This is a genomic window from Novosphingobium kaempferiae (assembly GCF_021227995.1).
Lineage (GTDB): Bacteria > Pseudomonadota > Alphaproteobacteria > Sphingomonadales > Sphingomonadaceae > Novosphingobium > Novosphingobium kaempferiae.
On sequence record NZ_CP089301.1, the window covers coordinates 2,884,176 to 2,904,667 of the forward strand.

The 20,492-nt window shown below is 68.7% G+C and carries 18 protein-coding genes; 4 read left to right on the plus strand and 14 right to left on the minus strand.

Annotation, left to right across the window (positions count from 1 at the left end; all coding sequences use genetic code 11):
* The first annotated feature begins 148 nt into the window (after window positions 1-148).
* The 3 genes from LO787_RS13025 (at window position 149) to LO787_RS13035 (ending at window position 3,733) form a co-directional block, all read left to right on the plus strand.
* Complete coding sequence (locus LO787_RS13025; RefSeq protein ID WP_232491450.1) at window positions 149-1,612, plus strand: aldehyde dehydrogenase family protein; 1,464 nt, start codon at window positions 149-151, stop codon at window positions 1,610-1,612.
* Between the two features lie 119 nt (window positions 1,613-1,731).
* Complete coding sequence (locus tag LO787_RS13030; protein ID WP_232491451.1) at window positions 1,732-2,502, plus strand: maleate cis-trans isomerase family protein; 771 nt, start codon at window positions 1,732-1,734, stop codon at window positions 2,500-2,502.
* A gap of 28 nt (window positions 2,503-2,530) precedes the next feature.
* Window positions 2,531-3,733 (plus strand): FAD-dependent oxidoreductase, encoded by a 1,203-nt coding sequence (locus LO787_RS13035; protein ID WP_232491452.1) that lies wholly within the window; start codon window positions 2,531-2,533, stop codon window positions 3,731-3,733.
* Window positions 3,734-3,995: 262 nt separating this feature from the next.
* On the opposite strand, the gene LO787_RS13040 is transcribed toward LO787_RS13035, so the two are convergent.
* The 8 genes from LO787_RS13040 to LO787_RS13075 form a co-directional block, all read right to left on the minus strand.
* Window positions 3,996-4,769 carry an SDR family oxidoreductase gene (locus tag LO787_RS13040; RefSeq protein WP_232491453.1) on the minus strand — a complete coding sequence of 258 codons (774 nt, stop codon included), beginning with the start codon at window positions 4,767-4,769 and terminating at the stop codon, window positions 3,996-3,998.
* A gap of 139 nt (window positions 4,770-4,908) precedes the next feature.
* Window positions 4,909-6,381, minus strand: coding sequence for an amidohydrolase family protein (locus LO787_RS13045; protein ID WP_232491454.1), 1,473 nt, complete (start codon window positions 6,379-6,381; stop codon window positions 4,909-4,911).
* Window positions 6,378-7,754: an MFS transporter gene (locus LO787_RS13050; RefSeq protein WP_232491455.1), complete on the minus strand. Its 1,377-nt coding sequence runs from the start codon at window positions 7,752-7,754 to the stop codon at window positions 6,378-6,380. The genes LO787_RS13045 and LO787_RS13050 overlap by 4 nt, the downstream gene beginning before the upstream one ends.
* Window positions 7,755-7,780: 26 nt before the next feature.
* A complete protein-coding gene (locus LO787_RS13055) occupies window positions 7,781-8,101 on the minus strand; it encodes a hypothetical protein (RefSeq protein ID WP_232491456.1) in 321 nt (106 codons plus the stop codon).
* Window positions 8,098-9,267 (minus strand): class I SAM-dependent methyltransferase, encoded by a 1,170-nt coding sequence (locus LO787_RS13060; protein ID WP_232491457.1) that lies wholly within the window; start codon window positions 9,265-9,267, stop codon window positions 8,098-8,100. Before LO787_RS13060 ends, LO787_RS13055 begins: the two co-directional genes overlap by 4 nt.
* A 26-nt stretch (window positions 9,268-9,293) precedes the next feature.
* Complete coding sequence (locus LO787_RS13065; protein WP_232491458.1) at window positions 9,294-11,603, minus strand: TonB-dependent receptor; 2,310 nt, start codon at window positions 11,601-11,603, stop codon at window positions 9,294-9,296.
* 122 nt (window positions 11,604-11,725) lie between these two features.
* Window positions 11,726-13,087, minus strand: a complete 1,362-nt coding sequence (locus LO787_RS13070) for a RidA family protein (protein ID WP_232491459.1) — start codon at window positions 13,085-13,087, stop codon at window positions 11,726-11,728.
* 110 nt (window positions 13,088-13,197) lie between these two features.
* The gene (locus LO787_RS13075) at window positions 13,198-13,905 is read right to left on the minus strand and encodes an SDR family NAD(P)-dependent oxidoreductase (RefSeq protein ID WP_232491460.1); all 708 of its coding nucleotides are present in this window, start codon (window positions 13,903-13,905) and stop codon (window positions 13,198-13,200) included.
* A gap of 267 nt (window positions 13,906-14,172) precedes the next feature.
* Here LO787_RS13075 and LO787_RS13080 point away from each other — a divergent pair, with 267 nt between their 5' ends.
* Window positions 14,173-15,300 carry an MFS transporter gene (locus LO787_RS13080; RefSeq protein ID WP_232491461.1) on the plus strand — a complete coding sequence of 376 codons (1,128 nt, stop codon included), beginning with the start codon at window positions 14,173-14,175 and terminating at the stop codon, window positions 15,298-15,300.
* 92 nt (window positions 15,301-15,392) lie between these two features.
* Here the strand turns inward: LO787_RS13080 and LO787_RS13085 are convergent, their stop codons facing one another.
* From LO787_RS13085 to LO787_RS13110, 6 genes are all read right to left on the minus strand, one after another.
* Window positions 15,393-15,863 (minus strand): nuclear transport factor 2 family protein, encoded by a 471-nt coding sequence (locus tag LO787_RS13085; protein WP_232491462.1) that lies wholly within the window; start codon window positions 15,861-15,863, stop codon window positions 15,393-15,395.
* Window positions 15,860-16,777 (minus strand): polysaccharide deacetylase family protein, encoded by a 918-nt coding sequence (locus LO787_RS13090; protein ID WP_232491463.1) that lies wholly within the window; start codon window positions 16,775-16,777, stop codon window positions 15,860-15,862. Before LO787_RS13090 ends, LO787_RS13085 begins: the two co-directional genes overlap by 4 nt.
* Window positions 16,774-17,697, minus strand: a complete 924-nt coding sequence (locus tag LO787_RS13095) for a polysaccharide deacetylase family protein (RefSeq protein ID WP_232491464.1) — start codon at window positions 17,695-17,697, stop codon at window positions 16,774-16,776. Before LO787_RS13095 ends, LO787_RS13090 begins: the two co-directional genes overlap by 4 nt.
* Window positions 17,697-18,392 carry an isochorismatase family protein gene (locus LO787_RS13100; protein ID WP_232491465.1) on the minus strand — a complete coding sequence of 232 codons (696 nt, stop codon included), beginning with the start codon at window positions 18,390-18,392 and terminating at the stop codon, window positions 17,697-17,699. The genes LO787_RS13095 and LO787_RS13100 overlap by 1 nt, the downstream gene beginning before the upstream one ends.
* Entirely contained in the window at window positions 18,389-19,342 is a 954-nt protein-coding gene (locus LO787_RS13105; RefSeq protein WP_232491466.1) for a hydroxymethylglutaryl-CoA lyase, read from the minus strand. The genes LO787_RS13100 and LO787_RS13105 overlap by 4 nt, the downstream gene beginning before the upstream one ends.
* Window positions 19,343-19,486: 144 nt before the next feature.
* Window positions 19,487-20,302 (minus strand): GntR family transcriptional regulator, encoded by an 816-nt coding sequence (locus LO787_RS13110; RefSeq protein WP_232491467.1) that lies wholly within the window; start codon window positions 20,300-20,302, stop codon window positions 19,487-19,489.
* Window positions 20,303-20,492 lie beyond the last annotated feature (190 nt).

Below are 20,492 nucleotides of genomic sequence, written 5' to 3' on the forward strand. Positions count from 1 at the left end.
GGTCGAAGGCTCCGCCTAGCACCGCCGCCCGCACTCCGGACGCTTCGTCGCAGGCGCTCTTCGCGGTGCGAGCACTCGCGCCAAGCGCGCGCGTCAGACCTCCCGCCGCCATGGTAGCCCCGAAGGACCAACAGGGAGCGCGACGACGATGATGCAGGAAGCCGAGACGATCTACAGCGAAGTGCCCGCGAGTGTGTCCGGCTGGATCGCCTCGCTGCGGCTGCAGCAGACGATCGCCAACCGCGACGTCGCCGCCGACCGTCGCGAGGTCGTCCACCCCGCCGATGGCGAGGTCATCGCCGAATGCCCCGAGGCGAAGGTGTCCGACGTGGATGCCGCCGTCGATGCCGCGCGCGACGCCTTCCCCGGCTGGGCCGCGCTGTCGTGGAGCGCCCGGCGCGAGCGGCTGGAGGCCTTCGCCGACGCGCTCGACCGCAACCGCAAGGCGCTCGCCTTCATCATCGCCGCCGAGACCGGCCGCCCGCTGCGCCGCGCCTGGACCGAGGTGTTCTTCTCGGTCGACTACGTGCGCACCATCGCCGCGCAGGAACTGCCCGAGACCGTCTACGACCGCGCCGGCCTGCGCGCGCGTCTGGTCCACCGTCCGCTCGGCGTCGTCGGCGCCATCGCCCCGTGGAACGCACCGGTGGTGCTCGCCGTCGCCAAGATCGCCAATGCCCTGCTGGCGGGCGACACCATCGTCCTGCGCCCCGCCCCGCAGACGCCGCTCTCGGCGCTGTTCATGGGCCAGCTTGCGCGGGAGGTGTTCCCGGCGGGCGTCTACAACACCATCACCGGCGACGCCTCGGTCGGCGCGGCGATGGCTTCGCATCCCGGCATCGCCAAGATCTCCTTCACCGGATCGACCGGCACCGGCCGCCTGATCGCCGCCGCCGCCGCGCCGACGCTAAAGAAGCTGACGCTGGAACTGGGCGGCAATGACGCCGCGATCGTCCTCGACGATGCCAACCCGGCCGACGTCGCCGCCTGCGCCTATGCCATCTCGCTCCAGAACGCCGGGCAGTTCTGCGCCGCGATCAAGCGGCTCTACGTCCATGAGAAGCTCTACGGCGCCGTCCGCGACCGCCTGCTGATGCTGATGGAAAACGCCGCCGCCGGATCGCCGTTCGACGCCGCGACGACGATGGCACCGCTCCAGAGCCAGGCCCAGCTCGACCGCGTGAAGGGCTTCGCCGACGACGCCGCAGCGCGCGGCTGCACCGTCCACCAGCAGCCCTTCGCGGCGGGGACCAAAGGCTACTTCATGGCCCCCGCGCTCGTCGAAGGCGCCGCCGCCGGGATGCCGCTGGTGGACGAGGAGCAGTTCGGCCCGGTGCTGCCGATCATGCCCTTCACCGACGAGGACGCCGTGCTCGCGCTTGCCAACGAGGGCGAATACGGCCTCGGCGGCTCGGTGTGGAGCGGCGACGTGGACCGTGCCATCGCCCTCGCCTCGCGGCTGGAGAGCGGCTCGGCATGGGTCAACCAGCACGGCGCCTACAACGCCTCGCTGCCGCTGCCCTTCGCCAAGCAGTCGGGCCTCGGCATGGACTACGCGCATTTCGGCGTGCTCGAACATGCCCGCGCGATGCTCATCAACGCGCGGGTCTGAGGCGGCTTGTCGCCTGTCGATCAGCGCGGGTTCGAATCCTCGCCCGCGCCGATCCACCCGCCTAGCGCGCCGCCGACAACAGAACATCGCAGCCAATAAAACGCAGCAAGGAACACCCGATGACCGTGCCAACACCGCCGCGCGGCCCCGACAGCCTCGGCTTCCGACGGCTCTTCGGCGTCCTCGGCCCCTCGACCAACACCGTGGTCCAGCCCGACTTCGACGCCATGCGCCCCTATGGCGTGACCAACCACTACAGTCGCATCGTCGTGGACGACGCACAGGCCGTCTCGGACGAGACGTTCATGGCGGGCACCATGGAGATCGACGCCAACACCGCCGCGGCGGTGACGGGCGTGCTCTCCTGCCGCCCCGACTACCTCGTCATGGGCATGTCCGCCGTCACCTTCTACGGCGGCGCGGAAGGCGGGCGCAGATGGCGCGAGAAGATCGAGGCGCTGTCCGGCGTCGGCGTGTCGACCGGGGCCGAGGCGGTGGTCGCCGCACTCAGGGCCTACGGCAACATCCGCCGCGTCGCGGTGATCTCGCCCTACTGGCCGAGCGCCAACGCGCAAGTGAAGACCTACCTTGCCGACCACGGCTACGAGGTGGTGCGCGACCTGCCGCTGCAGTGCCGTTCGTGGACCCAGATCGCGCAGGTGCCCGAGGCGCGGCTGCGCGAGGGGTTCCATTCGCTCGACGGCGACGACGTGGAGGCCATCGTCCAGGTCGGCACCAACCTGTCGACCGTGGCCTTCGCCGCCGCCGCCGAGCTGTGGCTGGGCAAGCCGGTCATCGCGATCAACACCGCGACGTACTGGCACGCCCTGCGCGCCAACGGGATCATGGACCGCATGCCCGGCTTCGGCCGCCTCCTCACCGATTTCTGATCCGAACTCCCTTCCCGACAGGACACACATGACCACCACCCGCAGAACCCAGGTCGTCGTCGCCGGCGGCGGCCCCGTCGGCGCCGTCGCCGCGGCCTACCTCGCCCGCCACGGCATCGACGTCGTGCTTGCCGAAGCCGGCGCCGACTGCGCGCAGGATCTTCGCGCCAGCACCTTCCACCCGCCGACGCTGGAGATGCTCGACGAGCTCGACGTCACCTCCGCACTGATCGAGAAGGGCCTCAAGGCCCCCGTCTACCACTGGCGCGACCGCCGCAGCGGCGAGATCCTGTCGTTCGACCTCACCGAGATCTCGGACGTCACGCGCTATCCGTTCCGCATCCAGTGCGAGCAGTACCACCTTGCCCGGATGCTGACCGAGCGCCTTGCGACGCTCGACCGCGCCGAAGTGCTGTTCAACCACCGCGTCGTCCACTTCACGCAGGACGAGGCGGGCGTCGAGGTCCACCTCGAAAGCCCCTACGGCATCGAGACGGTCAAGGCCGACTACCTGATCGGCGCCGACGGCGCGTCCTCGATCGTGCGCAAGTGGCTGGGCACCGAGTTCGACGGCTTCACCTACCCCGAGCGCTTCCTGACGCTGAGCACCACCTGGCCGATCGAGCAGGCCATGCCCGGCCTCGCCCACGTCAACTACGTGTCGGACCCGGATGAGTGGCTGGTGCTGCTGCGCGTCCCCTCGGTATGGCGCGTGCTCGTCCCCGCGCACGAGGAGAGCGAGGAATTCCTGCGCTCCGACGAGAAGAAGAACGCCGTGTTCGACGGCATCATGGGCGATGGCGCGGCGGTCGAGACGCAGCACCGCACGATCTACCGCGTCCACCAGCGCGTGGCCAAGCAGTTCCGCCAGGGCCGCGTGCTGCTGGTGGGCGACGCCGCGCACCTCAACAACCCGCTGGGCGGCTTCGGCATGAACAGCGGCATCCATGACGCCTTCAACGCCTGCGGCAAGCTGGTGGAGATCATCAAGGGCGGCGCCAGTGCCGACCTGCTGGACCTCTACGACCGCCAGCGCCGCAAGGTGACGTTCGACTTCACCCAGCGCCAGACCATGGAGAACATGGAAGCCATGCGCGCCGGCCAGGGCGAGACCCATGCGAAGCGCGAAGCCGCGATGCGCGCCCTGCTGGCCGACGACGACAAGCGCCGCGCCTACCTGCTGCGCCAGGCCATGTTCGAGAGTCTGGAGCAGGCTTCGGCCATCGTGTGAGGATACGCGCCGTCCCGGCTCCCGGTGGGGGTCGGGACGGGGTGTTTCGTTTATACCTCAAACGCCCGTCGCCCCTGCGCAGGCAGGGGCCCATCAGGTCCATCGCCAAGACACTTGCTCAAGGCGAGGCGGCGAGGCCGGGATGGGCCCCTGCCTGCGCAGGGGCGACGGTTTTTGGGGAGGGTGTGGAAGTAAGCCCCCTGCCCCAATCCCGCTCAGGCTGAGCTTGTCGAAGCCCCCCGCGACAGGGCGCAACCGCCCCTCACCGATAGGCCGAAAGAATATCCCGCGGCGGCTGCTCCGCGCGGCGTTCGGCGATCTTTTCCGCCGTCAGCCACGTCAGGATCGCGCCGTTGTCCTGCCCGGCCTCCAGCGCCTCGCGAATCCAGAGGGCGATGGTCTCGGGATGGTCGCCGATGAGATTCACCACCGCCTCGCGCGCGGGGCGCTGATCCTCGGGGACGCGGGCGTGCTCGCGGAAGAAGCCCTCGGTCATCACCAGCCCCGGACTGAAGCCGCCGATGCGGTACGCCGCGCCCTCGGCCTCCTGCGCCAGCGCGCGGGTCATGAAGGTGAGCGCGGCCTTGGTGGTGGCGTAGCCGTTCATGCCGGGCACCGGCTGCCCGTCCGCCCCCGCGCCGAGCATGTTCCACACCTCTCCGCTGCCCTGCGCGCCCATCCCGGCGATGGCGACGCGGCAGGCAGTCATCGTGCCGACGAGGTTGACCGAGACCATCCGCCCGAACTCGTCCGCCGCCATGCCCGCCAGCGGCCGCCCGGTGAGCGCGAGGCCGGCGTTGTTGATCCACCAGTCGATGCGCCCCGCCTCGGCGGTCACGCGGTCCCACAGCGCCTGCACCTGCGCCTCGTCGGTGACGTCGCAGGCGATCATGCGCACGCCGTCGAAGTCCTCCGCCGCCTTCATGCCGCAGCCGAAGACGGTGTGCCCGGCGGCGGCCAGTTCGCGCGCGATGGCCCGGCCGAGGCCCTGCCCGGCCCCGGTGACGACCGCAACGCGCGGCTGGGTGGTGTTCATGTGCAATATCCTTCCAATCCCCGGCGTCCCCGATCTTCGTCATTGCGAGCGCAGCGAAGCAATCCAGAGCGGTTCGCTCTGCGCTGGATTGCTTCGCTGCGCTCGCAATGACGAAGGGAAAAGCGAAAGTCTGCCGGACTCAATGATACGCCCAGCCCCGATACGCCGCGCCTGCCTGCCGGGTCGGCAGGAAGCGGCCGAGGTCGGCCTCGCGGGCGATGGCGGTCAGCGCGGCGTCGGCCTCGCGGATCACCTCGTCCTCGTCCCAGCGGGTCGAGCGGCCCGCGTCGATCAGGCGTTCGCCCGCGACGAAGACGGAGTGGACCTGCGCCCCCTTGCCGCCCCAGACCAGCGAGCCGAGCAGGCGGCGCTCGTCCCAGGTGGGCGCGATCTCGGCGCGGGCGGCGTCGATCATCACGAGGTCCGCCGCCTTGCCGACTTCCAGTGCGCCGCAGGTGTCCTCCAGCAGCAGCGAGCGCACGCCGCCCAGCGTCGCCATCTCGATGCAGCGTTCGGCATTGAGCCACAGCGCCGCGTCGGGCCGCTCGCCCCCGGCGGCGACGCGCGCCTTCACGGCAAGGTTCTGGCCGAAGATCGCATGGCGCATGTTCTCGAACGGGTCCTGGCTGTCGCTGACGAGCGGCGCGTCGGTGCCGAGCCCCGGCAGCATCCCGGCTTCCAGGAAGTCATGCACCGGTACGCCCTGCCCGTCGAAGAAGCGCAGCGTCGGCACCAGCGCGAGGCGCGCATCGTGTTCGGCCAGCAGCGCATATTCGTGGCGCAGCAGGTTGACGCCCTTGCCCGCGTAGATCGGTCCGTGGTCGAGCAGACCGAAGGCGCGGTAGTAATCCGCCTGCCCGCCCTCGAACCCGCGCGCCTTGAGCATCGCGCCCCGGCTGTTGTCGGTCATGTCGACGCCGAAGGGCAGGCCGAGCGCCATCGTCCCTTCGTGGATGCGGCGCATGTCCTCGGGATCGCTGCGGAAGCTGTAGTTGACGAAGCTGCCCGCGACGGTGATCCGATCGCTGCCGAAGGCGCGCAGGCGGTCGAGTTCGGAAAGCCCCTCGTCCACGCTCTCGCGCCCGTCCTCGGGCACGCGGTCGTCGACGATGCAGCGGCACAGGAAGCCGCGCATCCCGCTGTCCGCCAGCGCCTGCCAGCTGCCGTCGACGCTGTCCTTGCGGGCATTGGTGAAATGCTCGTCGTGGGTGGCGGTATAGCCCGCCTTGAGCATCTCCAGCGCGTGCAGGCGCACGATGGCGTAAGTGCGTCCGGCATCCATGCGGCCCGACGCCGCGAAGAGCTGCTCCAGCAGGCTGCGCACCGCAGCCGGGATGTCGAGCACCGGCCAGCGGTCATCGTTGTAGCCGCGAAAGGCGTTCTGGATGAGGTGGTTGTGGCCGTTGGCCATGCCCGGCATGACGATCATGCCGCGCGCGTCGATCACCTCGCGCGCGGGCGGCAGGCTCTCGGCCATGCTGCCCACGGCGGTGATCCGCCCACCCGCGAAGGCCAGGAAGCCGCGCGTGAAGACGCGGCGTCCGGCGTCCAGCGTGACGACGTAGGCGTCGCGGATCAGGGTGTCCGCGACCGCCACGCTGGCATCGGTCACTCCGCTGCTGCCTTCGCGAACTTCTTCTCGTCGAGGTCGTAGAAGCACAGCGCCACGATGCTGGCGACGAGGAAGGCGAAGGGGATGAACGAGGCCAGCCAGTAGATCGCGGTGATCGCCGAGGCAGGCTGTTCGCCATGGGCGGCGTTCTGGATGTAGCCGGTCTTGCCCAGGATGATCCCGGTCAGCGCCGCGCCGAGCGCATAGGCCAGCTTCTCGACGAGGGTGTAGACGGCCGAGAGCATCCCCTCGCGGCGCATGCCGGTGCGGCGGTAGTCCCACTCCATCGTGTCGGGCAGCAGCGACTGGCCGAACAGCAGCACCGCGCCGCCCATGGCGCCCAGCGCGATGGCGCGTCCGTAGACGCCCGCCAGCGCCTCGTCCGGGCCGACGAAGTACCAGCTCAGGTAGATCGCGCCGTAGAGGAATGTCCCCGCCATGTAGATCAGGCGCTTGCCCTGCATCCGCGCCAGGCGGACCCAGATCGGCTGGACGAGGATCATGGTGCCGTAGAACACCAGGAAGTAGATGCCCATCTTGGCGTCGCCCAGCTTGAGCACGCGCTGGAACAGGAACGGCATCGCCGCCTGCGTCACGGCGAGCGCCATGAGCTGGAGCAGCTTGACCAGCAGCAGCACGACGAAGGGCTTGTTCCCCGCGAGCGAGCGCACCTTCTGGCCCCACGTCGCCTTGACGGCGGGCTGGTAGTGGAACGGCGCATTGCGCGTGCCGCGGAAGCACGCCAGCGCGGCGGCGACGACGACGATGGCGAGGAAGATCGACAGCGCGGTGTGGCCGGTCCGCCCGCCGCCCGCCAGCGTCATGATCTGCGGCCCGACGAAGACCGCCAGCAGCGAGGCGACGGCGACGGCGGAGACGCGGAACGAGATCAGGCGCGAGCGTTCGTGGAGCGACGAGGTCATCTCCGCCGGCATCGCCATGTAGGGGACCGAGAACGCCGCGTAGCCGGTCGCGTAGACGATCAGCGAGAGGACGAGGAAGCCGACCGAGAGCGCCCCGCCCCCGGCCGGGATGTTGAACAGCATGAGCGCCGCGAGCGCCAGCAGCACGCCGCCCGCCAGCAGGAACGGCCGGCGCCGCCCCATGCGCGACTGCGTGCGGTCGCTGGCCGCGCCGACGATCGGGTCGATGATCGCGTCGTAGAGCTTCGACGCGGCGATCAGCCCGCCCGCCAGCGCCGCGCTGATGCCCGCGTAGTCGACGACGTAGCGCAGCAGCAGCACGTTGACCGAGTTGAACAGCGCGGCCACGGCCACGGTGCCCAGGCCCCAGGCCACGCAGGTCTGGAGCGGCAGGCCGCTACCCTGCGCGGCAGGCGCCGTGGATGCGGTATCGGCGGTATTTCCGGTCATGGCCGTCATGCAGTTCCCGTGTCTTCTCAGTTGGCCGCTTCGGGTGCTTCGAGCCCCGCGCGCTCCAGGATTTCCGGCACCGAGCGGCGTACCGCCGCGATCGGTGCGCCGGCAACCAGCCGTGCGAAACGCTCTCGCTCGGCGGTGATCTGCGCCGCGAGGTCGCCCGAGGGGACGAATTCGTCCAGTTCCTCGCGCGTGACCGCGCCCTTCGTCTCAAGCAGGTATTCGGTCACGATCTGGCGATCGCGCATGATCCACACTTCGGAGACGAGCGCCATGAGCATGCGTGCCACGTCGGTGACGCTGTCCGCGCCGAGGTAGTCCGTGCCGGTCGGTTCCATCACGCGGCCTCCGCAGCGAGGGTCGCGGGCTTCACGGCGCGCGTCACCCAGGGGTACTGGTCCTGCCCGATGGCGTAGGATTCGACGTTCGTGAAGCCCGCCTCCTCCAGCATCGCGTCGAGGCTGTCGTGCAGCACGGCGGAGAAGAACGGCTCCTCGCGGTGCTCGGTGTCCCAGTCGAGGATGACCGCGTGGAACATCGAGACCGCGCGGAACGGCGGCGGATCGGAGATGACGATGTCCGCGCCCGGCTTCATGATGCGGAACAGTTCGCGGAACATCTCGCGGTTGGCCTTGGGCGGCAGCTCGTGGTGCAGCGCATAAGTGATGACGCCGTCGTAGCTCTCGTCCGCCTCGCCGGTGTCGTGCGCGGCATCGGCCAGCTTGAGATGGACCGGGAAGCCGAAGCGCGAGGCCATCTTCTGGCCGTTCTTCAGCAGCAGCGGCGAGAGGTCGGAGCCATGCAGCTCGGCCTCGGGGAACACCGAGTTCACCGCCTTGAGCGTCGAGACGCCGCCGCAGCCCGGCTCGTAGATCCGTCCGTAGCTCTCCTTGGGGAACTGGCGGATGGTGTTGGCGCGCTGCTTGGTGATGTCGTCGCCCACGCCCACTGCGGCATAGCCGCCATGGCTGAACACGTAGGGGCCGACGCCGTAGGCGAAGAGCGCACCGTAGAGGTCGTAGCCGTCCCAGCCGCCCGGTTCGAGGTGCCACTCGACGCGGTCGTAGTACTTGGGCAGCGCGACCTGCGCCGAGAGGTCCAGCGTGCCGAGCAGTTCGGTGTCGCCCTGCGCGGCGTTGAACGCCTCGAACTTCTCGCGCCGCTCCTCGATGGCGGGGATGCCGCGGTTGAAGTTCTCCTCGGCGACCCAGCGCTGGATGAAGCGTTCGAGGCGATAGACGTTGTCGCTCTCGCACACTTCGCGCGCGGCGTTGATGCGATCGCGCGCGCTTTCGCCCGGCGCCGCCGCCTCGTGCTCGGCGGAGAGCGCCTTGCCGCGCTTGTCCGCCGCGAAGTTCTCCGCCGCGATCGGGCGCAGCACGCCCGAGGAGTACTTCTGCACCGCGCCGAGCAGCTGCATGCCCGCGCGCCCGCGCTGCGACAGCGCGAAGGTCGGCACCGCGCCGTCCTTCAGCGTCTTGTCGTCGAGATTGGTCAGGAATGTCATGGGACTTGCTCCTAAGGTCTTCTCACTCAGAACCGGACGGAGAGATCCGCGCCGAAGGTGCGGCGCTCGCCCGGGTAGATGCGGGTGTAGCTGACGCCCGAGACCGGGCCGCTGTCTGCGGTCGAGGCGACGACGGTCGCGCGCGAGATGTACTTGTCCTGCAGCAGGTTCTTCGCCCAGATCGCCAGTTCATAGTTGCCGAACTTGAGGCCGGCGCGGGCGTTGACCAGCGAGATCGAGCCCTGGTCCTGGAGGTTCAGGCCCGTCGAGTACTTGCCCGCCTGCCAAGAGTAGTCGGCACGCACGTAACCGTCCAGCCCGTCTACGATATCCGGCACGGTCCATGCCGCGCCCAGCGCGAACTGCTTGTCCGAGGTGCGGGCGATCTGGTTGCCGCCGACGTTCGAGGTGCAGTTGCTGCTGGTGACGGTGGAGTTCGCCAGCTCGCCGCAGATGTACGAGACTTCGCCGTCCATCACGCCCGACTTGTACTTGGGATCGAGCAGCGCGCCGCTGGCGGTGAGCGAGATCGTGCGGGTCGGGTTGAAGGCGATCTGCGCCTCAATGCCCTTCACTTCGGCGTCGCCGTTGTTGCCAACGACCGCGAGGGTCGAGAACGGCAGCTGCTGCTGCGCGTTGATGTCCTTCCAGTCGACGTAGAACACGCCCGCGTTGGCGACCAGCGCACCGCCGAGCCAGGTCGTCTTGACGCCCGCCTCGTAAGTCCAGTTGGTTTCCGAACCGTAGGTGAAGTAGTCGGTGTTGACGGCGTTGGCGTTGAAGCCGCCGGTCTTCACGCCGCGCGCGGCGGTGGCGTAGACGAGCACGGCGTCGGTCGGCTTCCAGTTAACCGAGAAGCGCGGCGTCAGGTACTTGAAGGTCTGGCGACCGGTCGCACCCGCAGCCGAGCCGCCGCCGATGAAGTCCTGGTCGTCGATCGTGTAGCGCATTTCCGCCTGCACGTTGAACTGCGGCGTGATCTCGTAGCCGAGCATGCCGTAGACCGCGTGGCCCTTGGTCTTGAGCGTACCGCCACGGGTCGAGAACGCGGGCGGGCGCGTGGTGCCCGGCTGCACGCCGACCAGCTGGAAGTTCAGCTCGAGGATGTCCGACACCAGCGAGTCGTAGTAATTCATGCCGAGCATCCACGACAGGCGCGCACCCGGCTTGGAGCTGGCGCGGATGTCGTAGTTCCAGTCGGTGCTGCGGTCGGTCGCGGCATTGGTGTAGAGCTGGCGCGACAGGCCGCCGAAGTTGGGCACGTTGACCGCGTTCGGATCGCCGGTGGTGTCGACCAGCAGGCCGAATTCGGCGGTGGTGTAGCTGACCACGGCGGTCAGATCGAGCGCCTCGCCCGAGTAGTTGAGCTTGCCGTAGTAGACCTCGTTCGAACCGGTCAGGCCGTAGCCGGTCTTGTCGTCGAGCTGGAAGTTGGTCGGGTAGGGCAGCTTGCCGCAGTAGAACGTGTTGAGCTGCTGGCCGCGCACGGTGGTGGTCGAGCCGCAGTTGTTCATCGACGTCGGCATCGAATAGAGCGCCGGGTGGTCGTTCGCGGTTTCCGAGCGCACGCCGAACAGGTCGAGCGTGAGGTTGTCGGTGATCTCCGCGGTCAGCGCGCCGCCGACGCTCCAGCGGTCCTTCCAGCCGTCGAGGTACTTGCCGCTGAGGTCGTTCTTGATGGTGCCGTCGAATTCGGAGAAGCCGCCGAACACGCGCAGCGCCACGCCCTTCATGAGCGGGATGTTGACCGAGCCCTTGACCTCGTGGCGGTCGTAGTTGCCCAGCGTGAAGGTGGCGTGGCCGGAGAACTCGTCCGGCTTGGGCGCGGCGGTGACGTAGTTGATCGCGCCCGCGAAGGTGTTGCGGCCGTAGAGCGCGCTCTGCGGGCCCTTCACCACCTCGATACGCTCAAGGTCGTACTGGTCGAAGGCCAGCGCCGAGCGGTTGTTGAGGTAAACGCCGTCGATGAAGATGCCGACGTTGCCCTGCGGGCCGGTCTGGTCGATCTGGGCGACGCCGCGCAGCACCGGCGCGGCATAGGCGCCGTTGACGTCCTGGAACGCGAGGCCGGGGGTCTGGGCGGCAAGGTCGGCCAGCGAGGCGATGCCCTTGGCGCGCATTTCCTCGCCCGAATAGGCGGTGATCGCCAGCGGCACGTCCTGCAGGCGCTCCTCGCGCTTGCGGCTCGTGACGACGATCACGTTGCCCTCATCGGCGGACGCGGCGGGAGCGGCGTCCTGCGCGAAGGCGGGCGTGGCGAGCGAGGCGATGGCGACGGCGCCGCCCAGCAGGGCGGTGCGCAGCGCCTTGGCGCGGGCAGTGAATTCAGTGTTCATGCGAAACCCCCATCTTGTGTGTGTCACGATGCCCGCCGCGCGGGCACCTCCCTTTTTGTCTTCATTGTCTTGCCGCCTGCCGGGGACGGGCTTGCGCCCCCGTGCAGGCGGATGGTCTCTCGTCAGTCGGGTACGTAGGCGATCAGGTCGAGCAGCGCGTTCGCGCCCGGCACCACCAGCGGGCCGCCGATCTTCATGGTCGTCGAAGCCGGCTTCACGCCGGGGAAGTGGGCCGACCATTCCTCGATGGAGTCGGCGAAGTGCGTGCCCTCGTCATGGAAGCAGGCGCGGCGCACGACGTTCTCGAGCTTGGTGCCGCCCGCCTCGCAGATGGCCGCCACGTTCTTGAGCATGTAGCGCATCTGGTTCTTGCCGGGCAGGCCGTACCACGGGAAGTTCTCGTGGCGCAGCATGCCCTCGGCCAGCACGCCCTTCGAATCGCAGGCCATCTGCTGCGACAGGAACAGGAAGTTGCCGACCTTGACCGCCTGCGGTTCATGGCTCCACGGCTCGGGCGCTTCCGACGTCTCGATGCGCTCGATCTTGAGCGTGGCGTCGTCGGCCAGCAGGGTCAGCGCGATCTCGATGCGGCTGCCGCGCGTGCCGAGGCCCATGTAGGGGATGACGCAGCGCGCGGGCGGGTTGTCCTTGAACCAGCGCTTCCAGGCGCGGTCCATCCCGGCGTAGTCCGACGGGTCGCCGATGTAGACGTCGGCCTTGACCACCTTCTTCAGCGAACCGCCCGCCGCCTCGGCGATGCGCTCCAGCTTGGAGAGGGTGTAGTCGGTCTGCGCCTCGATGTCGGAGCCGTACCAGACGTGCGGGTTGGTGCGCGCCTCGCGGGCCAGCGCGCCGGGGGCGCCCATGCTGCGGTGCTCGCCGTAGTCGCCCTGCCAGTCGGTCGGCACTTCGCCCGCAAGGAAGATCCAGTCGCCGCGGCGCAGCGCCGGGGAATATCCGGCGAGCGGGGCGGGAACGCCTTCGGGCGCGGCGAAGCCTTTGGGCTCGCTGCCGTCGACGATGGCGATCACGTCGATCTCGATGCGCGCGTCACGCACCGGCAGCGCGCGGATGCTGACCGCGGTCGAAGCTGGGCGCGGCTCGAAGATGTAGTCGTTGCGCACGTCGAGGTACGGCGTGATGCGCAGACCCTCGGGATAGCAGTCGCCCTTGGCGAAGTCCGGCATCGAGGGGGTTTCCCAGGGCAGCCACTGCCAGATGCGCGCGACGTCCTTCGACAGGTCGGCGCCACCGGCGGCGAGCGTGCGCTTGAGCGTCTCCATCACGAAGCGCGACTGGAGCGCTTGGTCGGATTCGAGGTTCGGGTTGGCGGGACGCGCTTCGGCGGCGATGCCGGTCTTGAAGTCGCTCGCCAGCTGACCGGAGACGAAGATCCAGTCGGCGGCCTTCACGGCCGGGGAATAGGGCATCAGCGGCTGGGGAATATTGGGCCAGATCGCCTGCGGTGCCTTCGGATCGGTCATGGTCGTTGCGTGTCCCTCGAAGTGGTGGTTCGGTGTCTCTTGGTGCGGTCTAGGTGCCGTTCAGTGCGCGACCCTGAAACGGCGGAAACGGGCCGGATTCAGGCCGAAACTCACGCAAGTCCGCCGTCGATGACGAGCGTGCGGCCGGTGATCCAGCTCGCCTCGGCGGAAGCCAGGAAAGTCACGGCCCCGGCGATGTCCATGGGCTCGCCGATGCGGCCGAGCGGGGTCTGGCCGCTGATCGCGGCGAGCGTCGCGTCGTCGATCCACGCGGTCATCGCGGTGCGCGTGGCCCCCGGTGCGACGGCGTTGACGCGGATGCCCTGCGCGCCCAGTTCCCGCGCAAAACCTTGCGTCAGGCAGGCCACGGCGGCCTTCGCCGCACAATAGAGCGTCATCCCCGGAAGCGGCGCGAAAGCGAGGTTCGAGCTGAGATTGACGATCGCCCCGCCCTTCCCCATGTGCGGCAGGCAGGCCTGGGTCACCAGCACCACGGACTTGACGTTCACCGCCAGTTCCCGGTCGATCATGCCCGCATCCATCCCGCCGACGGGAGCCGAAGTGCAGATGCCCGCATTGTTCACCAGCACGCCGATCCGGCCGAAACGCTCGACCGCCTGCGCGACCATGGCCTCCACCGCAGCCCCGTCCGTGACGTCCGCCGCGACCGCGAGGGCCTGCCCCCCGGCAGCCTCGATCTCGGCCGCCAGCGCGGTCGCGGCATCGAGGTTGCTGTTGGCATGGACGACGACGGGAACGCCCTTTCCGGCCAGCGAGCGGGCGATGGCTCCGCCGATGCCGCCCGAGGCGCCGGTCACTATGGCCGCACCGTGAAGAGACGTGAAAGAAGGGGTCTGGGAAGCCATCGAAAATCCCCGCTCATTTGATCTTTTGATATAGCTATAATACATATCTGGGGCCGTCCAGATCGCAAATGCCGACAGACGGCTTCCGGGGCCGGAGCGCAGTGCCGCCAGTACCGCCAACGTGGGATCAATACATTGAAACAGAACGATTTTAGCGAAGCGTCGCGGGATGCTGGGACTATCCGCACAGCGAATAGCGACACGATCCGCACCTTCGTCATGGCCCTCGCCTGCGGGTTGCTGGCAGCGAATCTCTACTATGCGCAGCCGCTGATTTCGGCGATCGGCGCAGACCTCCGCGTCGCCGATGCGACGCTGGGCCTGATCGTGACGATGACGCAGATCGGCTACTGCCTCGGCCTGCTGTTCGTGGTGCCGCTGGCCGACCGGCTGGAGAACCGCACGCTGGTCTGCTCGATGGTCGCGGTGGCGGCGGTGGCGATGGCCTGCGCGGGCATGGCTAAAGGAATCGAGCCGTTCTTCGTCGCGGTCACCGTCGCGGGCCTGTCCTCGGTCGGCGCGCAGGTGCTGGTCCCCCTCGCCGCGCATCTCGCGCCCGAGGGACGGCAGGGCCGGGTGATCGGCACGGTCATGGCGGGGCTGCTGACCGGCATCATGCTCGCCCGCCCGGTGTCGAGCGCGCTGGCCGGTTTCGGCAACTGGCGGCTCGCCTTCCTCGTCCCCTCGGGCCTGCTGGCGGTGCTCGCGGTGCTGCTGTGGTTCATGCTGCCGCGCCATCGCGGTGCGGGCAGCGGCAGCTACGGCGCGATCCTGCGCTCGATGGCCGAACTGTTCCGCGAGGAACCGCTGCTGCGCCGCCGCGCCTTCTATCAGGCCTGCCTGTTCTGCGCCTTCAACCTGTTCTGGACCGCCGGGCCGATGATGCTCCAGCGCCAGTTCGGCCTCAGCCACGAGCAGATCGCGCTGTTCGCTCTTGCCGGAGCCGGCGGCGCACTGGCCGCGCCCATCGCCGGACGCTTCGCCGACCGTGGCCTGACGCGGCAGGGCACCGTCATTGCCATGTGCGCGCTCGGCCTCAGCTTCGCGCTGACGGCGCCCGCGCTGGCGATCGGATCGGTGCTGCTGCTGGCGGTGCTGGCCATCGTCCTCGACGCCGGGACGCAGGGCAACCAAGTGCTCAGCCAGAACGTCGTCTACGCCCTGCGCCCCCACGCGCGCGGGCGGATCAACGCGATCTACATGTCGCTGATGTTCATCGGCGGCGCGCTGGGGTCGGCCATGGCCCCGCTGCTCTACGTGCGCGGCGGCTGGACGGCCTGCGCCGCGGCGGGCGCCGGGCTGGCGCTGGTGGCGCTGCTCGCCTTCGCGACCGAGCGGAGGGGGTGAGGCACAAAGAAAAGCCGCCCGTGCATTAGCGCGGGCGGCTCAAGGCGGCCGGGCGGCGTGTTCGGTCCGCCCCGGTGAGGTACTCGTGAAACTCAGCGCTGCGGGCGGGCGCGGGCCATGCCGCCCAGCACCTTCCAGGTGCCGTCCTGCATGACCCAGGTATGCGTCACCTCGAAATGCTCGTCGGCGAGCGAGCCGTCGGCCTTCATGGTGCGGTGGGTCTTGTAGTAGACCACCGCCGTATCGCCGTTGAGCGCGAGGTCGAGGAACGTCATCTCCAGACGCTCCTTCGTCTTGCCCTTCATCGCCGCTCCGGTGGCGCGCAGGCCCTCGTTGCCCTTGGGCACTTCGTTGAACGGCGGCCAGGCGACGTAGTTGGTGGCGGTATTGCCGAGGTAGAGCGAGAGGTCGCCCCGGCCCCGGCCTTCGTAGATCGCCAGTTCCTTGGTCCAGATCGCCGCCTTCGCGGCTTCCCAGCGCGCATCGTGCGCCGCCGGAGCATCCGCCGCCGAGACTGCCGAAGCCGCTCCGAGCGCCAGCGCCATTGCCAGAACCGTCTTCATGCGTCTTCTCCCGGGAGTGCGGCGGCAAGTTCGCCCGCCGTCGCGAAGACCGTGCCGGGCTGCGCGGCCAGCCATTCGAGCAGGCCCTCGAACGCGCCCATGCGGAACGGCAGGCCCATCACATAGGGCGTCAGGTGCAGCGGCAGCACGCGCGGCGCGGCCTCGGACGACAGCCACGCATGGGCGTCCTTCATCTGCTCGACGTAGCTTTCCGCCGAGTGCTGCTGCACCACGATCACCTGCCGGTCGGACAGTTCGTGGTTGTAGGGCACTGCGACCAGCGGCCCGGCACTGGTGGTCTGCACATAGGGCAGATCGTCGTTCACCCAGTCGAGGCAATAGCCGAAGCCCTCCTCCACCAGCAGGCGCGGCGTGTTCCAGCTCTGCTGGCGGGCGATCGACATCCAGCCCTTCGGGGCCGAACCCATCGCCTGCGCCAGCGTATCGCGCGCGGCGACGATCATGGCGCGCTCGCGGTCCTCGGGCACGGTGCTGTCTATCGTCGCGTCCATGTCGGTGGCGTGGGCGACGATCTCGTGCCCCGCCGCGAGGATGTCGGCGATGATCGTCGAATAGCGCTCGGCGATCGCGGAGTTCACCGCGATGGTCGCCTTCGCACCGACTTTCGCGAAGGCATCGAGCAGGCGGTAGAAGCCCACCCGCGTCCCGTATTCGCGCGCGGTGTAGTGGCGGTAGTCCGGATAGGCCGTCTGCATGTGCCCGGGCGCGCGGAACGGCGCTTCGCCGGGAACGATGGGGAACCATTCGAGGCTGACGAGCGGCGCGACCGCCACCTTCGCCCCGCCCGGCAGCGCCAGCGGCGCGCGCTCGGCGATGTTGGACCAGGAGTAGAGGTCATGGTCCATGCCCTTGCGGCGCATCGGATATTCGAGATAGCCGGGATCGAGGGTCATGCCCGGTCCTCCTTGGCATAGCGCGCGCAGTCGGCCTCGGCCGCCTCGTAGCCGCCGGTCGACAGGAAGTGGTCGGCGATGTCGCCGCTGCGCGTGATCCACGCCCGGCCATCGGCCGCGATGTGGCGCAGCACCTCCTCGAACGGGCCGATGCGGTGCGGCTGGCCGATGAGGTAGGCGTGGAGCGGGATGCACATCACCGTGCCGCCCTCTTCCGCGAGCCGGTCGTACTGGCGGATGAGCGTATCGGCGTATTCGCGCGGGCTCATGTTGTAGACGAAGAAGCCGTAGTGGTCGTTGACCTCGAGGCTGTAGGGCATCGAGATCAGCCTGCCGCTCTTCACCTCGACCGGGTTCGGGCGGTCGTCGTGATAGAGATCGCAGGTGTAGGTCAGGCCGTATTCGGCGATCAGGTCGAGCGTGCGCGGCGTGTGCGTCAGCGCGGGGGCGAGCCAGCCCTTGATCGTCTGCCCGGTCGCCTCGCGCACGGTGCGGATCGAATCCTCGATGATCGCGCGTTCCTGCGCCTCGTCCATGCCGTAGGAGTAGCGTGTGTTGTAGATGCCGTGGCTGAAGAACTCCCACCCGCGCGCGTCGGCGTCCGCGACGATCTCGGGCATGTGCTGGCACATCGAGACCGAGAGGCTGACCGAGCCGGGGAAGCCGTGCTTGCTCATCACCTCGGCCATGCGCCAGTGCGCGACGCGGTTGCCGTAGTCGCGGTGGCCGTAGCCGACGACGTCCGGGTGAACGCGCGGCCACGAGGTCCGGTGCGGGTTCTTCGGCGGGTCGATCTCGTAGAATTCGAGGTTCGGGGAAACCCAGACGGCCACCTTCTTGCCGTCCGGCCACTCGATCGCCGGTCGGTCGCGCCAGGGGCGGAAGCCGTAGAGGCCGGGATCGCGCTCGCCTTCGCGCATCAGCCCAGAACCTCCCGCTGCCCGAACCAGTCCACGACGTCCTGCACCGGCACGACGTCCGCATACTTGAGCTGGAGGTCGGTGAGGTTGGCGAAGTGGTAGGATTCGTGCTTGTCCGCGCAGGTCTCGATGGGGACGATGGTGCGGTAGCCGCGGCTCAGGCTCTCGACCGCGGTGGCGCGGATGCAGCCCGAGGTGGAGCCGCCGGTGATGACCAGCGTATCGACCTTGTGCCACACCAGCAGGCTCTGCAACGGCGTCTCGAAGAAGGCCGAGGGCATGCGCTTGGTGTAGATCGCGTCCACGCTCTCGTCGATCTCGCAGCGCTCGTCGAAGGCGTGGCGGTCGCTGTCGAACTTGATGTTCTGGAGCGAGTCCGGCGTGTCGGTGCGCGTGCCCCAGACGCCCGCGTCGGCGGCGCTGTCCATGTAGGCGACATGCGTCCAGATCACCGGCATCCCGGCCTCGCGCGCCAGCTTCGAGATCGTGTTGGTATGCTCGATCTGGCGCGGGTCGGTCTCGTAGGCGGTCTTGTAGCGGTCGATCCGGGTATAGGCGTTCTGGAAGTCGACGTTGACGATCGCCAGCTTCTCGCCGAAGCCGAACCTGGAGCGGGCGGGGTTCGCCATCACGTCCTCGAAGATCTGGCGCGCGGTCTTGTCCTCGCGCACCATGCGAGTGCCAACAATGCTCATGCGAAAGTCCTCACGTTTTCGGGGGAGTTCTGCGCGGGCGACCAGCCCTTGGGCAACCCCGCATCGGGAATGAAGCCGTAGAGCGGCTCGCCCGGCAGCGCGGCGGCGACCACGCGGCGCGATTCCTGCAGGCGCTCGATGTCGATGCCGGTGCGGCAGCCCATCGCCTCCAGCATGAAGACGAGATCCTCGGTGACGATGTTGCCGCTCGCGCCCGGCGCGAAGGGGCAGCCGCCAAGGCCGCCGATCGAGGCGTCGAAGGTGGTGATCCCGGCTTCGAGCCCGGCCACCACGTTGGCAAGGCCGAGCCCGCGCGTGTTGTGCAGGTGCAGCCCGGTCACGGCATGGTCGCCCACCTCGCCGCGCACCATCTTCACCAGCCGCTTGACATCGCCGGGCGTGGCGTAGCCGGTGGTGTCGGACAGGCCGACCTCGTCGCAGCCTGCCGCCATCAGCTCGGACGCGAGGCGCAGGATCGTCGCATCGGGGATCGCGCCCTCCAGCGTGCAGCCGAACACGGTCGAGAGGCTGCCCTCGAAGTGCGGGCGGCGATCCTCGGGCAACTGGGCGAGCATCGCGGTGATCGCACGGACTTCCTCCAGCACCTGCTCGTGCGTCTTGCGCAGGTTGGCGAGGCTGTGCGTCTCGGAGACCGAGAGCGGCAGCGTCAGCTTGTGCGCGCCCGCCGCCACGGCATCGGCCGCGCCGCGCCGGTTGGGCACCAGCACCGCCACCGTCACGCCTTCGTGGCGGCGCGTGTGCTCGACGATCTCGGCGGTGTCGGCAAGCTGGGGGATCAGCTTGGCGGGCACGAAGCTGCCCACCTCGATCTCCTTGACGCCGGCGGCGACGAGTTCGTCGATCCAGACCTTCTTGGCCTCGGTCGGCATGACCCGCTTGACGTTCTGAAGCCCGTCGCGCGGCCCCACTTCGCTAACCAGAATGTCCATCTCGAACTGACCCTACTGCATCGCAAACACGGATATTTGTTCTAAAGGTATAGCAAATATGCCGGGGTGCAAGCGGGTGGGCTGACGCTGTGTTCGCCTGTCGGACAATGTGGAGAGGGTTGGGCAGGCGGGGAAGAAAATCCCTCACCCGAACGTCGGCGAGAACTGCCCCTGTTCGTGCATGTCCAGCGTGATGCGGTAGCGATCGGCGCGGTAGTAGGCGTTGGTGACGAGCACGGTGAGGCCGTTGTCGTCCTCCACCAGACGCTCGACGTGGAGCACCGCCGCGCGCGGTTCGCACTGGAGCTGCTCGGCCATCTCGGGGTCGGCGACCATCGCCTCGATGGTCTGGATCGCGCCGCCGATCCGCACCCCGGCCTCGCGCAGCAGCGAGAGGATCGGGCGCTCGGTCAGGCGCTCGGGCGTCACCGAGACGCCCAGCCCCGCGCGCATGTGGCTGACGATCACGCCCAGCGGCCCGTTGCGGCTGGACCGCAGGCGCACCGCGCGGATCGCGGGCTCGCCCTCCACCAGCCCCAGCTTCTGCGCGATGGCGTCCTGCGCGGGCTCGGTGGTGACTTCGAGCACCTTGACCGCGGTGTTCTGGCCGAAGGCGATCAGCGATTCGACCGCCTGGTCGATGTTCGCCTCGATCGGCTTGGACGCGGCGCGGAAGATGACGTGCGTGCCGAGGCGGCGGCGGCGCTCCACGAAGCCGCCGGTCGCCAGTTCGTCCAGCGCGCGGCGCGCGGTGATGCGCGACACGTCGTAGCTTTCCGCCAGTTCCATCTCGGTCGGCACCGGCGATCCGAACGGGCGGTCCCCACGCGTGATCTCGTCGCGCAGCGTCAGGTAGATCTGGTGGTAGAGCGGGATCGCCGCGTCGCGGGCAAGCTGCCCCTGAGTGCCGATCGCCGCGCCGATCCGCGCGATCGAGGCCACCCTTTTCACTGCCGTCATCCCATGGTCCCCCAAGTCAGTTGTCCTCCCTACCGCGCCGCGCGGCACTTGGCCAATAGCGCAGGCCCTCTGTCCGCCATGCGAGCAGTCGCGCGATAGGTGGGCGACGCGGGCCGCCCCGTCCTTGCTAGATCATGCTCAATTGTATTATCCATATAGCAATTTCAGCGACACAACCAAGGCACGTCAG

Coding starts and splice junctions, on each gene's coding strand:
- LO787_RS13025 (WP_232491450.1), top strand. CDS start 149: ATGATGCAGGAAGCCGAGACGATCTACAGCGAAGTGCCCGCGAGTGTG.
- LO787_RS13030 (WP_232491451.1), top strand. CDS start 1,732: ATGACCGTGCCAACACCGCCGCGCGGCCCCGACAGCCTCGGCTTCCGA.
- LO787_RS13035 (WP_232491452.1), top strand. CDS start 2,531: ATGACCACCACCCGCAGAACCCAGGTCGTCGTCGCCGGCGGCGGCCCC.
- LO787_RS13040 (WP_232491453.1), bottom strand. CDS start 4,769: ATGAACACCACCCAGCCGCGCGTTGCGGTCGTCACCGGGGCCGGGCAG.
- LO787_RS13050 (WP_232491455.1), bottom strand. CDS start 7,754: ATGACCGGAAATACCGCCGATACCGCATCCACGGCGCCTGCCGCGCAG.
- LO787_RS13060 (WP_232491457.1), bottom strand. CDS start 9,267: ATGACATTCCTGACCAATCTCGACGACAAGACGCTGAAGGACGGCGCG.
- LO787_RS13065 (WP_232491458.1), bottom strand. CDS start 11,603: ATGAACACTGAATTCACTGCCCGCGCCAAGGCGCTGCGCACCGCCCTG.
- LO787_RS13070 (WP_232491459.1), bottom strand. CDS start 13,087: ATGACCGATCCGAAGGCACCGCAGGCGATCTGGCCCAATATTCCCCAG.
- LO787_RS13080 (WP_232491461.1), top strand. CDS start 14,173: ATGGCCCTCGCCTGCGGGTTGCTGGCAGCGAATCTCTACTATGCGCAG.
- LO787_RS13085 (WP_232491462.1), bottom strand. CDS start 15,863: ATGAAGACGGTTCTGGCAATGGCGCTGGCGCTCGGAGCGGCTTCGGCA.
- LO787_RS13090 (WP_232491463.1), bottom strand. CDS start 16,777: ATGACCCTCGATCCCGGCTATCTCGAATATCCGATGCGCCGCAAGGGC.
- LO787_RS13095 (WP_232491464.1), bottom strand. CDS start 17,697: ATGCGCGAAGGCGAGCGCGATCCCGGCCTCTACGGCTTCCGCCCCTGG.
- LO787_RS13100 (WP_232491465.1), bottom strand. CDS start 18,392: ATGAGCATTGTTGGCACTCGCATGGTGCGCGAGGACAAGACCGCGCGC.
- LO787_RS13105 (WP_232491466.1), bottom strand. CDS start 19,342: ATGGACATTCTGGTTAGCGAAGTGGGGCCGCGCGACGGGCTTCAGAAC.
- LO787_RS13110 (WP_232491467.1), bottom strand. CDS start 20,302: ATGACGGCAGTGAAAAGGGTGGCCTCGATCGCGCGGATCGGCGCGGCG.